10 protein-coding genes are annotated in these 14,452 nt (G+C 32.7%); 4 read left to right on the forward strand and 6 right to left on the reverse strand.

Translation table 11 applies throughout. The features are described 5' to 3' along the window. Positions 1–22 precede the first annotated feature (22 nt). From EZJ43_RS11050 to EZJ43_RS11075, 6 genes are all read right to left on the reverse strand, one after another. Entirely contained in the window at positions 23–2,953 is a 2,931-nt protein-coding gene (locus tag EZJ43_RS11050) for a type I restriction endonuclease subunit R (protein WP_133262778.1), read from the reverse strand. A gap of 21 nt (positions 2,954–2,974) precedes the next feature. Further along, entirely contained in the window at positions 2,975–3,127 is a 153-nt protein-coding gene (locus EZJ43_RS11055) for a hypothetical protein (RefSeq protein WP_207924615.1), read from the reverse strand. 5 nt (positions 3,128–3,132) lie between these two features. After that, the gene (locus tag EZJ43_RS11060) at positions 3,133–3,381 is read right to left on the reverse strand and encodes a hypothetical protein (RefSeq protein ID WP_133262779.1); all 249 of its coding nucleotides are present in this window, start codon (positions 3,379–3,381) and stop codon (positions 3,133–3,135) included. Further along, on the reverse strand, positions 3,345–4,511 hold the full coding sequence (locus EZJ43_RS11065) for a restriction endonuclease subunit S (RefSeq protein ID WP_133262780.1): 1,167 nt from the start codon (positions 4,509–4,511) through the stop codon (positions 3,345–3,347). The genes EZJ43_RS11060 and EZJ43_RS11065 overlap by 37 nt, the downstream gene beginning before the upstream one ends. A 2-nt stretch (positions 4,512–4,513) precedes the next feature. Further along, positions 4,514–6,109: a type I restriction-modification system subunit M gene (locus EZJ43_RS11070; RefSeq protein WP_133262781.1), complete on the reverse strand. Its 1,596-nt coding sequence runs from the start codon at positions 6,107–6,109 to the stop codon at positions 4,514–4,516. A gap of 321 nt (positions 6,110–6,430) precedes the next feature. Next, positions 6,431–7,252, reverse strand: coding sequence for a tetratricopeptide repeat protein (locus EZJ43_RS11075; RefSeq protein ID WP_133262782.1), 822 nt, complete (start codon positions 7,250–7,252; stop codon positions 6,431–6,433). Between the two features lie 281 nt (positions 7,253–7,533). Here EZJ43_RS11075 and EZJ43_RS11080 point away from each other — a divergent pair, with 281 nt between their 5' ends. From EZJ43_RS11080 to EZJ43_RS11095, 4 genes are read left to right on the forward strand one after another with little or no spacing between them, the layout of a single operon-like run. Further along, the gene (locus EZJ43_RS11080; protein WP_133262783.1) at positions 7,534–10,341 is read left to right on the forward strand and encodes an AMP-binding protein; all 2,808 of its coding nucleotides are present in this window, start codon (positions 7,534–7,536) and stop codon (positions 10,339–10,341) included. Beyond that, entirely contained in the window at positions 10,328–12,184 is a 1,857-nt protein-coding gene (locus EZJ43_RS11085; protein WP_133262784.1) for an AMP-binding protein, read from the forward strand. Before EZJ43_RS11080 ends, EZJ43_RS11085 begins: the two co-directional genes overlap by 14 nt. A 3-nt stretch (positions 12,185–12,187) precedes the next feature. Next, positions 12,188–13,099: a hypothetical protein gene (locus EZJ43_RS11090; protein WP_133262785.1), complete on the forward strand. Its 912-nt coding sequence runs from the start codon at positions 12,188–12,190 to the stop codon at positions 13,097–13,099. Further along, positions 13,099–14,232, forward strand: a complete 1,134-nt coding sequence (locus EZJ43_RS11095; RefSeq protein ID WP_133262786.1) for an MBOAT family O-acyltransferase — start codon at positions 13,099–13,101, stop codon at positions 14,230–14,232. The genes EZJ43_RS11090 and EZJ43_RS11095 overlap by 1 nt, the downstream gene beginning before the upstream one ends. Positions 14,233–14,452 lie beyond the last annotated feature (220 nt).

The raw sequence follows: 14,452 nt of genomic DNA on the forward strand, positions 1-14,452 counted from the left end.
AATAATTTTTTTAGTTAATAACCTATCCTGCCATTCCATTAATAAACGTTTCTACAAAATCCATAATTCGTTTTAATATCCTATCGCCTAGTTTTTTACGCTGTAATAAACTAGGTTTCTCTCCTTCAATCAGTTCTAACACTTCATCTCTCAAAGGTTGTCGCTCGGCAAACAAGTAGTTTTCAATCAGCTTCTCTGTCTTTTCTGCTGATAGATTTTCTTCCCCTACCAGCTTGGTAAATTCCTTTTGCTGTTCCTGATTCCAATACTTATCAAACTCTGGTTGAATATTGTCTGTATCATCGATTACAGGTAAGTTCTCCGAAATGAATTTCTCAATCAGCTCTCGCTTGCTACGTAGCGTTGTTTCTGTACCTAACAGGTTGAAGATTTCTTGCTCTGCCTTTGTAGTGTCTTTTTGATTTTTAGATTTTAGTTTTATTAAAAGCTGAATGATGTACGCAACATTTATTTCATCGCGGTGGATTAACTCCAGTTCAAAATCAACATCCTCTAAAATTGAAACCTTCTCTTTTTGGTGTTCGCCTTTTACTTTATCATAGAGGTCAAGGTATTTACTTTTGTAATCTTCAAATAGCTGTTCGGTCATTTCTAAATCAGCCCACTTGAAGTCAGAGAATGCACTGAGTACATTTTTTATTCTCATTAAATCCCTAAACGCCTGGACAAACGCCAGTTCATCATCCTCTGTTTCTAACTCATTTACGCTATCTACAGTTGGCGTTAAACTGATTAAGTGATCAAAAGCTTCATCAAACTTTGCAGTATAATCTTCATAAGGTTTCATGATGATCACCTCAATGGCTTCCTTGTTGCTAAACAAAGTTATCGCTTCGTCTGTGCGGTTTTTAAGGTTTCTAAAGGCTACAATATTCCCTTGACTCTTCTGTTCATTTAGTATCCTATTCGTTCTACTATAGGCTTGTATTAAGCCGTGATGTTTTAGGTTTTTATCAACGTACATTGTGTTTAATGTAGGGCTGTCAAATCCTGTTAAAAACATATTTACAACTAACAAAATATCAATTTTGCGGTCTTTTACCTTCTTAGAGATGTCGTTATAGTAGTTGTAAAAGCTTTGGCTGTCTTTTGTGGTAAAATTATCGCCAAACAGCTTGTTATAATCACCTATAAACTCTTCCAACTTATCTCGGCTGTGCACATTTATTTTATAGTCGGCAGGCGGTTCTGCAACCATGTTTAAATCTACGTTGTCAAAATCTTCTTCGAAATTTAGATAGCCGTTTGCATCTGCATCATTTTCATTTACGCCATAACTAAATATGGTGGCAATGTTCAAGTTGTGCAGTCCCTCAGCTTTTTTCTTTTTAAATAGATCAACGTACTTAATCAGCGTAGCTACATTGTTAATGCAGAACATTGCCGTAAATTCTCGGCTGTGGGTTTTGCGATTGTGATGCGCAATGATGTAATCTGTTATCTTTTCTAAACGGGTTCCATCTTCCATCAACTCTTTTGTGTCGATGTCTTCTACCTCAATATCGATATTGGTTTCTCTTCCGTCTTTGTGCTTGTATCTGCCCACATACTCAACTGAAAACTTTAATACGTTTTCATCTTTTATGGCATCGGTAATTACATATTTATGTAAACAGTCTTCAAATAAATCTTTAGTAGTACGTTTACCATGTTCATTTTTGGAAGCATTATCTGCAAAAATTGGTGTCCCTGTGAAACCAAATAGCTGTGCGTGGTTAAAAAACTGATTGATGCGTTTGTGGGTGTCTCCAAACTGACTGCGGTGGCATTCATCAAAAATGAAAATGATACGTTTATCTTTCAGTTCAGCCATTTTAGCCTCGTACTTCAACTTGGTAATTGCTGTATTTAGCTTTTGAATTGTAGTTACAATAAGTTTAGAGTTTTTAGCTTCGCCTTTCTTATCTACATAAGTGCCTATAAACTGCTTAACCAAATTTTGCGTATTGTCAGTTCCATCAATACATCCCTCTTGAAAACTATTGAATTCTTTAGTGGTTTGATAATCCAGATCTTTTCTATCTACCACAAAAACAACTTTATGTACCTGGGGTAAAGCCATTAAAATTTGACTGGCTTTAAAACTTGTTAAGGTTTTACCAGAGCCTGTGGTATGCCATATATAGCCGTTTTTACTGGAGTTCTTAACTCTTTCTATTAGTGCTTCAACTGCATAAAATTGATAAGGACGAAGCAACATCGGTGTTTTATAGGCTTCATTCAACACAATGTACTTACATATCATTTTGCTCAAATGGCAAGGCTCTAAAAACGAATCGGTAAAACCATTTAAGATGTTAGACAATCTTTTATTTTCTACATCTGTCCAATAGAAAGTCTGCTTGAAACTTTGGTTTTTGTTGTTGGCGTAATATTTAGTGTTTACGCCATTACTGATAATGAAGATTTGGACGTACTGGAACAGGGCAGAATTTGCACCAAAGGAATGCCTGTGATAGCGGTTAATCTGATTGAACGCTTCTTTAAGTTCTAAACCTCTCCGTTTGAGTTCTATCTGAACCAGTGGCAAACCATTAATCAGTATGGTTACATCATAACGATTTTTATATTTTCCTTCTTGGCTGACTTGGTTGGTAACTTGATATTGATTTTGGCACCAGTGCTCAATGTTTAAGAATTCAAAATAAAGGTTGTCTCCATTATCTCTAACGATGTGCTGTTTTTGTCTTAACGTTTTACCCTTTTCAAACACTGAACCCTTGCTCAGTAAATTTAAAACCCTTTCAAATTCAGTTTGTGTAAACTGCTCACTGCCTGTTTTGGTTAATGCTGAAAGATTGTGTTTCTCCAACTGAGCTTTTAGGTTGAGCAACATATCTCCTTCGCTATTTATAGCGACATGCTTATAACCCAGTTTTTGTAACTGGATGATGAGTTGCTCTTCTAATATTTGTTCTGATTGCTTAGCCATTATTTCTTATTGCTTTCAAATTTAAGGCAAAAAATAGGCACTTAGCCTGTAATAACTTATTTCATGTAAATAAGATAGCGCTTTGGAATTGTCTTCTATTAATAAACCTCTACTTTTTAGCTTAGCAATTTGATCATCAAAGCTAAGTGGCTTTTTGTTGTAAATTTTACTCATAACGCCTATAAAAAGAGAAAACCCCCCAAGTGTGCTTCATAGAGAGGCATGGGAGGTGTATTATCGTTATTAAAATTATTGTCTAAAAAGAAAGACCCATGGGCTGATCTAACGAGAAGCATCACAGGTACTGTTGGTACAAATGTATATTTTTTTTTGAATTGAATAATCATTTTAAAATTATCTTTCTCTATTTGTTCGGATTGCTTAGCCATATTTACACGAACATTTTTTGTAACAAGCCCTTTTTCCAAACCTCCATTTTTTTAATCTGAACATCGGTATATTTTATTTTATCGTCTACAGCTGATAGGAAGTTGGCTATTTTGGTCTGCTCAGGAAGATAGGGTAAGTTGATTGCTATTTTCATCAATTGAAGCTTCGACATATTATATCTTGTGCTTCCTTGCGCCAACTTAATTATTTCATTTCTGAAAATCTCGCTCCTAAAAAGATATTTAGAGAAATATGGACTTAATATCTCTAGCGAGTTTGCTCTATACCCAAAGCAAAAACTATTCAAATACAATTCATCAATGTAATCCAAAAGCACAGAACTCATTCCTATTTCATTTGGCGTCTCAGAGGATACAGTAAAAAAGACATCACCAAATTTCGCTTTATTTTGCTTCTCCTTTACACTAATATCTACTAACTCAAACCTAGAAATATCAATCTTACTATCGTCAAAAATTTGCTTGTACTGCACGTAAGGTTTTCCTTTCCCAAAATCATCCTTAGTTTTACCGGATAAGCCACCATAGGTTTCTCCCAGCTCCCCTAACTTCTTTACTTCCCAATCTGGAAAATCTTTTCCCTCCTCATCTTTGAACCTCAGCTCTTGCGAAAATAGTTTTTGACTTATTCCCTTTTTATAATCTTCTAAAAGGCTTTTTTTCTTTTTTAGGGATTGTATTTTTTCATCTACCGCTGTGAGGAAGCTGGCGATTTTAGTTTGTTCGGATACGGTTGGGAGATTTAATACTATTTGTTCAATAGTACTTTTTGATAGACTTGGAACTCCACCTGCTTCATTATGCTGTTTCCAGTTGACTCTTTGAAATAAAGCGTATACAAATTTAGGTATTGCGTCTATAAAAGAATGAGTATAAAACAACGTGTCAACAGTCCAGATTTTACCAATGAAATACATCGGTTTGTCAATTGTACCTTTTCTACCAATGCAAACAGTCTCTCCTTCATATAAATATTGGTCAACCATAGTCATTAATCCCCCAGTACCAAAAACAGGAACGTCCCCACTAGATAAATGCTTATAATCTCTACCACTTCCAATTTTCAGGATCTTTCCCAACTTTTTTTTTTCCCACTGCCCTTCAAATTCAGGAAATCGCAACTGTGGTATGTTCATTTGCTTTTCCATTCTTAAAAAGGTGTAGAGATATTTAATTCAGCACAAAAGTCTGCTATTGTTTTATCAGTTGCCGTGATGCTTTCATCGAGTGCCTTAATTTCATTTGCAATCACTTCAATGTCTATGTTTTCTTCTGCTTCAAACGTATCTACATACCTTGGTATATTAAGGTTATAATCGTTTGTAGCTATCTCCACAAGGGTCGCTTTTTTACTATACTTTAATGTTTCTGTTCTGTTCCGGTAGGTATCAATAATTAAGTTAATATGCTGTTCTCTTAATACATTTTGAGTTTTCACTTTATCAAAGTGTGCGCTTGCATCTATAAACAAAATGTCATCAGGGTGTTCCCTACATTTTTTAAACACCAAAATGCAAGTTGGAATGCTTGTACCATAAAATATATTAGCAGGCAAGCCAATTACAGCATCTAAAAAATTTTTGTTCTCTATTAAATACCTACGGATGTGTTGCTCTGCACCACCTCTAAACAATGCACCATGAGGCAATACAATTGCCATCGTTCCATTATCTGCTAAATGATAGATCATGTGTTGCACAAAAGCAAAGTCAGCCTTGCTACTTGGTGCAAGTTTACCATATTGACTAAAACGGTCATCGCTTGTAAATAAAGGATTTGCACTCCACTGAGCCGAAAATGGGGGGTTCGCTACAATGGCTTCAAACTGCTTATCAATATGCTGTGGATGCTCTAATGTATCATCTTGTTTAATATCAAACTTGCGGTAATGCACACCGTGCAAAATCATATTCATTCGTGCAAGATTGTAGGTAGTACGGTTCATTTCTTGTCCATAAAAGTCGCTTACGTCTTCAACCTCTTTGGCAACGCGAAGCAACAAAGAACCCGAGCCACAAGTAGGGTCGTAAACAGATTTGAGTTTGCTTTTACCTGTGGTTACTATTTTGGCAAGTATTTTAGATACCTCTTGCGGTGTATAAAATTCACCTGCTTTTTTTCCTGCACCACTTGCAAACTGTCCTATAAGGTACTCGTAAGCATCGCCCAAAACATCTAATTCGGTATGCTCCAGCTTGAAATCAATTTTATCAAGGTGTGTGAGCACCTTTGCAATAATGGCATTTCTTGCTTCGGGTGTTTTACCTAATTTGGAGCTGTTCAATTCCATGTCCTCAAAGAGGTTATCAAAATCTTCCTCGCTATCCGTACCCATTGTACTCAACTGGATATTGATTAGGATCTTTTGTAGATCCTCCAGAATGAAGTTGGTTTTGCTTTCGTCAAATTTCTCTACATCATCTTCGTTATCGCCCATTCCACGTTTAGCAACCTCGCTAAACAATTCTTCAGGCTTTAAAAAGTAACCTAATTTCTCCAGGGCTTCTTCTTTAATGGCTTCAATAAATTCGTTGCCATCTACGGTTTTAGCCGTTATATCCCTAAACTTAATATTGTCTTGTTTTAATATCTCATTAGCGAAGATATCCATCTTCTCACTCAGATACTTATAGAAGATAAACCCCAAAATGTAATCCCGAAACTCGTCGGCATTCATTTTACCTCTTAGTGTATTGGCTATATTCCAAAGTTGGGCTTCTAATATCTTTTTATATTCTTCACTCATTGTTAACGTGGTTGTATTTGTGGCTAAGGTACAATTAAGGGTTGTGTTATTTTAGTATTGGTTTTAAAGAATTAAGATTTGGAGGTTTATGTTTTATAAGTTAGACCTTGCGTAATTAACTCTAATTCATAAAATTAAATGGTTTAATTTACACGTGGGCTTTATCGTTAACCTAAATTCTTCTAAAAACATTTTTATTAACACAAAACTAGCCAATTTAGAGTCGATGTTAGATAGCGATAAAATAGCCTATTTTTGAAACTCGATACTTTTCTGATTTTAAAGACCTTCAAAAATCCTTCGCTGTTATGAAAAGCATTTTTATTTACATTTACTCAAATAACCTTCTATCCTATCTCTTTGAAAGCCTTTACTAAGACCAAGATTAAAATATTTACAAGCATTTTCAAAATCTCCATTTTCGTAATAAATTTCTCCTTTAGTAATTAAGGCTACAACATATTCAGGAGATATCTCTAACGATTTATTTACATCTATCATTGCTTTATCATATTTTTTAGTTTTCAAAAACAAGTCTGCCCTATTATTATAAAGTGATGCATCATTTGGATGATCTTCAATCAATTTACTAAATTCTGCTAAAGCGCCTAAATAGTCACCTTGTGATTTCTTTACGTTCGCTAGGTTAGAAGCAACTAAGTAATCATCTGGAAATCTTGAAAGCAACTTTTCAAAGTACGACCTTGCAGTTGCAAAATCCTTTGAGTTTACGCACATTAAACCTAAATCATTCAGCGCAGGTTGATTATAAGGATCTATTTCAAGTGCGGTATTATAATCCTTTAAGGCTTTTTCTCTTTCGTTCAAACTCCTATATAATTTTGCCCTATTTGTGTAGGCCAATACAAATTTTGGATTTAGTTTTATTGCTGTATTAAAAGAATTTAATGCTTCCGGTTGTTTTCCTAAATTTATTTGAAAAACCCCTAAATTAGACCAATACCAATAATTGCTTACGTAATTCGAATCCAAACCTATAATTAGCTTTAACACCTTTTCACCGTTAACATTATCTCCTGATGCTGAATATATTTTCGCTTGCTCAGTTAATTGTTCCCTCGTTTGTCCGTTTGCAGTTAAAACTAGTACTCCTAATGTAAATGTTAAAATTATTCTTTTCATAGTTGCAATTGAGCACAGTCATTAATTTATTCCCACAATGTATAAACTTTTAAAAAATAAAATAAAATAATTTTCAATCTTAGCATTTAGGAAATAAAAACTTAAATCAACTTCCCAATCGCATTATTTTTTTTAACTATCAGGAAAAATTAGAAAAATTCATCTCGATTGGAATAAAAGAAAACTTAAAAAGTGGCGAAGGTTTGCAATCTTTAACTAAAAGGATATTATCTTTGATTTCTTATTGATTTCATAACAAATTTGAAGTTAATAAAATCTTGATGAAGAAGAACTACAATGATTATTTAAAAACGAATTCAATTCGTTTAGTACCTACTATTGATAACCTTTATTTTTTTAATGAAAAAGACTTACTCTTAGATCGGGAAATAGAAGCGAAGAAAAATGCAATAACAACTATTTTAGAAAATAAAAATCAGTATGAGCTTTTTTTAAAACAAAAAATACGTCGCCCAAATCACGATATTTATGCATGTTTTCATCCGTTTAATGAGGCCATAAAAGCGGTATATCCTTTTTTAAAAAAGCTTCAGGGTGATGTTAAAAAAGATGATGTTATTTTAAACTTATGGGATAGAAGCGGTTGGCTAACCACACTTCTTTTAGGCATATTTCCTGAACAACAAATTGTAACCACATGGGAAGGCAATAAGGATATATTAGGCTATAAGGGATTTCATTATTGGATGAAAGACATTAAAAACCTAAATATTATTTTCTGTGATTTGAATGCTCCGTTGCCTTTTAAAGATAATAGTATTGCATTTTCTATTGGCATTGATGCTTTTCATCGTTTTGATCAGTCCTTATTATTAGAAGAATTAACGAGAGTAGTTAGCGATAACGGAGCCATTTTATTTCCACATGTGCATTTATCAAACGCTGAACCTGAGCCTTTTTTCGAAAGAGGTTGTAAACAAATTCATGGTAGCGATTACGAGGCTGTTTTTAGTCGGTTATCAAAGGTTTCGAACTGGGACGGTTATGTTTTTTCAGAACCAAATTTGTTTGTAGAGAATGACATTAATAAATCAACTGAATTTGTTTTAAAGTCAGAACCAAGCACTTTAGATTATAATGCATTGGTAGCACTATTACCTAAATCATGGTCTAACCAAGCGCTGTCTTCTTTCTCCATAAACGATGTTAGAAATGTTGGGGAAGCAAGAATTCTAGTAAATCTATTGCTTAATATTGATTTAAATCAGCAAACAGTTACAATAGATTATAATCAATTCGAAGGTGCAGTTGGACATTTGTTTGAAAGACATCCTATCTATGTTGAACGAATTAAACTACTTGATAATTATCAATTATCTGATTTAGCGACTAAAACCATCTATCTATCAAAGCTTGGATACACAATAAATGAGATTTGCAGTAAGTTAAATGTATCGCAAAACAGTCTCTTGTCTGAATTAGAAAAGCTAGAAAATTTAGGATTGTTGCAAGTGCTTCCTATTTCATATAACGGTATTCGCTTGCAATATCATATTATGTCTCAAGAATATTTAATTCCAAAATGCGAACAAAATATTCAAGATTTATGGCAAAAAGCATTAGCAAATTTTTCCAAAAGAACGGCCATAATCTCTTTACAAGATGAAAGTGAATTTACCTATGAGGACTGTAACGAAATCACAAACAATATCATCACAGCGCTCAATAATAGCGATTTAAAACCTGGTGATAAAATTATAATTTGCAGTAGAATAAACACTGAATCCGTTCTTTTAACATGGGCCTGCCTACGTATGGGAATAATTATTGTTCCCATAGGAACACATTTACCAGCAGATAATGTAACATATATTATTGAACTTACTGAAGCAAAGATCTTTTTCAGTAGCCAATCTTATTTCCAAGAAAACAAATCAATTATTAAAAATATTAAAACGATTCTCTTTGACGCAGAAGAACAAGAATTTGATGAAAAATATTTTTCTGATTGGTTGAATTTTGATCGATTAAATACAGATTCTTTTCAAACAAAGACTATACTAACCGAGGATATTGCAGTTTTATTATTTACATCTGGCTCCACCGGAATACCAAAAGGAGTTTGCCTATCCCACGGTAATTTGTTTAGAAGTGGACAATTAATAACGGATACTTTTCATTGGAAAATTGAAGACCGCTTTTTTGTTCTTGGAGGATTAGAAAGCATGAGTGGTTTAAGAAATGCAGCTATAGCTCCTCTTCATATAGGTGCTAGCATAATTATCCCTAAAGAAAACAATACCAATAATTTGTTTGCTACTACGGATTCTATTGATGAAAGCAAAGCTACAATTCTGGGTAGTAATCCTGCTTTTCTTAGACAATTGGTAAAATATAAAGATAAAATTAGGGGAAATTTAGACAGTATTAAGCGTTTAATGTGTACAGGAAACAATTTAACAAACTCGCTCCGAAATGACATCAAAGAAGCCTACAATTTGTCAATATTGAACTACTATGGGTTAACTGAGACTACCGGAATTTGTATTTCTCAACGCGCAACAGATAATTATTTAGAAGAAGAAACAATTGGAAAACCTGTTGGATGTATTGCACAAATTGTAGATGATTTCGGAAGCTTAGTTAAAAAAGGAGAACAAGGAGAGTTAAGAATTTTTAGTGAGAACCTAATGCTCGGTTATTACAAACAGCAAGAACTAACCCAAAACACCATTAAAAACAATTGGTTTTACTCAAAAGATATTGCGAAGTACACGGAAAACGGTAACCTTCAACTTTTGGGAAGAAAAGAAGAAGTGATAAAAACAGCTAGAGAAGAGTTTATTTATCTTGATGAAATACAACGATTTATTAGCAAAATAGAATTTATATCAGATGCTTTTGTATGTTCGTATATTAGGGATGATTCTGAAAAAATTGCTGCATTCCTAGTGTTAAAAAAGGATTTTTTATTAACTACTTCAGCGTTAAAAAATGAAATTAGCGCTCTAATTTTGAAAAATTTAGGCAAAAAAAATATCCCAAGTCAAATACAGTTTTTATCAGAACTTCCTTATACCGAGAATGGTAAATTATCAAAAAAACAACTAATTAATGGACTCAAATAACATAAATCATCTTTTAGATGAATTATCCAATAATTCGCTTTCAAAGCGCATCTTCAGCGAAATTGATGGCAAAAAAATCAGTTATGGAGAATTAACGGCAGATATTAATAAATTGTTTGTTCTGTTTGAAAAAAATGGCTTAATAAAAGGAGACAGAATTATACTATCAACCAAAGATGATTATTATACTTCTCTATTTTTCTTAGCCTTTTTACGCTATGGTTTAGTTACAGTTTTTTTAGATCCAGATGTACCTGTGCAAAGAGGTATGGCTATTATTCTTAAGGCGGAACCTAAAGGATTAATAATGGATGAAGAGTTGTTCTCGGAAAGACATAACAATCAAAAATCTCCTCTTTATCAATTAAAAATTAAAAAATCAAAGCAAAAAAAGGGATCGCTCTTTAAAAAATTATTGGGGAATAAAAAGGATTCTCCCGAAATAGAAGAAGCTAATTTTCCAGCAATAATTGAGACAATAAATAATAATTTAAAGGATTTAAAGCCTGTAAATAATACGGACCTGGCCTATATCATATTTACGTCTGGTACCACTTCTGAACCGAAGGGCGTAATGATAACGCACGAAAATCTTTTTGTTCACTTAAATACACTGACTAAAGTTTATGGCTTGAACAAAGATAGTAGATTGCTCAATATATTAATGCTATACCACGCCGATGGTTGCATACAAGGTCCGCTATTAACTGCTTACAATAAAGCAAGTTGGATACGCCCGTTTAGTTTCGATTTATCAAAAATTGATATGCTTTTCAATAGTATTTATAAATATAGAATTTCTCATTTTGTAGCCGTTCCTACACTGCTGTCCTTCATGGATAAATTTTCTGAAGGTTATGAAGATAGTTTTCAAACAGATGATTTTAAATTTATAATATCCTGTGCTTCAAAATTAGAACGCAAGCTTTGGTTTGATTTTGAAGCGAAATTTAACACCAAAATTTTAAATGTTTATGGATTAACAGAGACCGTTGCAGGCTCTATGTTTGCTGGAATTACTAAAGAAACTAGAAAGTTAGGCACTGAAGGGATACCTGTTGATTGTGAAGCAAAGATAATTAAAGAAGATGGCAATGAAGCATGTATTAATGAACTAGGCAATTTGCATTTAAAAGGGAAACATTTGTTTGCTGGTTATTTTAACGACTTAGAAGCAACCGAAAAAGTACTTAAAAACAGTTGGCTAAACACCGGAGATATTGCATTTAAAGATGAGGAAGGTTTTTATAACATTACAGGAAGAAGCAAAAATACGGTTAATTCAGGAGGTGTAAATATTTATCCAGAACAAGTTACCGAAATGGTAAACACACATCCTGATATTTTAGAAAGTATTTGTGTTGGTATTGATGATGAAACTTTTGGCGAAAAATTAGTTTGTGCCTATGTGGTTAAGCCCACTAGTGCACTGGATAAATTAACATTAATAAGTTTTTTAAGACCTTTATTAGAACAAAATCAAATTCCTAAAGATTTTTTCATTTTTGAAGAGCTGCCAAAAGGACTTTCAGGGAAAATACAAATCAACGAAGTTAAAGACTTGATCAACGATCAAAAACAAGAAAATTCAGACAGCCATATTAATTCTTTTGATGAAACTATAATAAAAGTTGCTTCAGAATCATTTGGTGTAAGTATTACAGAGATTTTGATTTCAGATAATTCAAATACTTTAGAAGGTTGGGACTCTATGGGACACCTTGTTTTTATAACCGATTTGGAAAAAAGATTCAATGTAACATTTTCCACAGCCGAGATGATAACTATAAATAGTTTAGCTGAAGCAAAGAGAGTATTGCTAAAAAAGATAAATTCAAAGTAATCAATGAGAAAAATTGAAACCCCATTGAAAATTTGGGTATATATTATTTTTATTTTTATTGGGATTCAGTCTATCGTTTCTTTTTTCGGTAAAAAAATAGGTAGCCAGTCTTTGATATTACCAAATAATGAAATATATGAATCAATAAATGATTTAAAACAACCTGACTCTACAATAGAATCAAAAAAAATAGCTGTAATCGGTTCATCTTTAGTTAGTTATGGAATAGGAGTCAGAGGTCAAAATACTGTTTCGCTATCTACAAAAACGAATCATTTAATTAAACTCACAAAAATATGGAAAATTGGAAACCCTTATGTTGAATTTGTTAAAAAAGATAAACTGCTTAAAATCCTGAAGGAAATTCACCCAGATTTAATTTGCATTCAATCAGAATTGGTTGCAGTCGATATATTCAAAAAAGATGAATTTAATTATTTACTTAGCAATTTAACGGATTACTCTTATCATAACAAATTAAGAATCTACTCCATTTTAAATTACTTAAATATTTACAAAAAAAAATATAACAAATTCAACTTAAAATCGGATGTCTTTTCAAAAAGTTATGATACGATTAATTATACACCAGCAATTAGAACAGCTAAGAAAATTAGTGATATCGAATTTGCCTTTAATGATTTAAAAGAACTTCGAAATGCTGGTATAAAAGTGGTAATTCTCGACCTACCAAGACCTAAAAAAGTAGAAGATGAAATTTACACAAAAGAATTTAGTACAGAATTGAAAGGAATTTTGAACCTCTACAAACGAAAATTCGATATGGATTATTGGCCATACACAGGGCAACCGTTATATTATAAAGATTTCAAAGATGGCGGACACATGAATGAAAAAGGCCGCAGGATATATACAAATTGGCTTAAAGAAAAAATTATTAAAGAGATTAAGTAATGGAATTATTGGTCAACATAATCAGTTTAAGTATTCCAATACTTTTTTTAGCTTGGTTACTTCCAGGTAAAGGGCAAGTTGCGGCAATCATTGTTGCTACAGCAGTTTTTATTGGGTTAATTTCTCCTGTTTCATTGGTAATTTTATCAACAACAAGTATTTGCAGTTATTTTGTTTTAAAGCGATACCCTACTTCTACAACAGTTGTATTAACAATAATTGTTTCATTAGCATCAATTTTTTTGTTCTTTAAATTAGAATATGGTCATCATTTTAAACTTTTAGGAAATAGGATTTTACCTTTTGGGTTATCTTATTATTCGTTCCGTCAAATCCATTACGCAATAGAAAGCTATAAAAAGAAACTTCCAAAACATCATTTTATAGATTATTTGAGCTATTTATTCTTCTTGCCTACATTTTTTGTAGGACCAATTAATCGTTTCCAGCCTTTTCTTAAAGATTTACAGAAACGAAGATGGAACAGTACGTTATTTTCGAGCGGACTTGAACGAATATTGTATGGATTCGTGAAAATCTCGTTGATAGGTAATTATTTATTAAGCATAAAGTTAGATAGTTTTTCAAACTCTTTAGTTCATGATCATTTATGGTTTGCGCAATATCTTCAAATGTTTAAATTCGCTGCAAATTCGTACGTCCAATTTGCCGGTTATTCTGATGTTGCTATTGGTTTGTCTTTGTTATTTGGGTTTAACATTATTGAAAATTTCAACTATCCATTTTTAGCTAAAAATATTGCAGATTTTTGGAAACGATGGCATATTTCCCTTTCAGAATGGTGCCGAGACTATATTTTTTATCCGTTCTTAAGCATAACCCGAAATGGTAAAGTAAGTGTCATTATCACCATGTTAATTTTAGGTCTTTGGCACGAAATTTCAATTCGATATATTATTTGGGGAATTTTACATGCCATAGCAATCAATATTTGGCATCAATACGAAGGAACCAATTTTCAAAAAAAATTAAACCATTTTCCTAAAATTCAAGCGGGAATTGGAATTTTTATAACTCTAAATTTCGTTATGCTCAGTTTTGTAATCATCAGAGAAGAGACTTTAAGTAATGCATTGGAAACTTATAAAATTTTGTTTTTCATCAAAAACTAAAATCTATGTATAATTTTTTATTTCACCGGCTTGGAAAAAGCAAAGCAGTTATTCTAATTTCTCTGTGGTATTTACTCTTAATCTATTTACTGTTATTATCAATTGATGCCGAAGATGGAAGATTTAGATATGCAGTTTGGTAATTAACAAACTTTTGTAAAAGTACTCTTAACTCATCTCCCGAAAAACAAATTTTCATTACCCGCCTATCACATTGCTT

It is taken from the genome of Pedobacter changchengzhani, assembly GCF_004354365.1.
Lineage (GTDB): Bacteria > Bacteroidota > Bacteroidia > Sphingobacteriales > Sphingobacteriaceae > Pedobacter > Pedobacter changchengzhani.

Bases quoted from the DNA above. Each gene is read 5' to 3' on its own strand.
- EZJ43_RS11050 (WP_133262778.1), bottom strand. From the start codon at position 2,953: ATGGCTAAGCAATCAGAACAAATATTAGAAGAGCAACTCATCATCCAG.
- EZJ43_RS11055 (WP_207924615.1), bottom strand. From the start codon at position 3,127: ATGAGTAAAATTTACAACAAAAAGCCACTTAGCTTTGATGATCAAATT.
- EZJ43_RS11065 (WP_133262780.1), bottom strand. From the start codon at position 4,511: ATGGAAAAGCAAATGAACATACCACAGTTGCGATTTCCTGAATTTGAA.
- EZJ43_RS11070 (WP_133262781.1), bottom strand. From the start codon at position 6,109: ATGAGTGAAGAATATAAAAAGATATTAGAAGCCCAACTTTGGAATATA.
- EZJ43_RS11075 (WP_133262782.1), bottom strand. From the start codon at position 7,252: ATGAAAAGAATAATTTTAACATTTACATTAGGAGTACTAGTTTTAACT.
- EZJ43_RS11080 (WP_133262783.1), top strand. From the start codon at position 7,534: ATGAAGAAGAACTACAATGATTATTTAAAAACGAATTCAATTCGTTTA.
- EZJ43_RS11085 (WP_133262784.1), top strand. From the start codon at position 10,328: ATGGACTCAAATAACATAAATCATCTTTTAGATGAATTATCCAATAAT.
- EZJ43_RS11090 (WP_133262785.1), top strand. From the start codon at position 12,188: ATGAGAAAAATTGAAACCCCATTGAAAATTTGGGTATATATTATTTTT.
- EZJ43_RS11095 (WP_133262786.1), top strand. From the start codon at position 13,099: ATGGAATTATTGGTCAACATAATCAGTTTAAGTATTCCAATACTTTTT.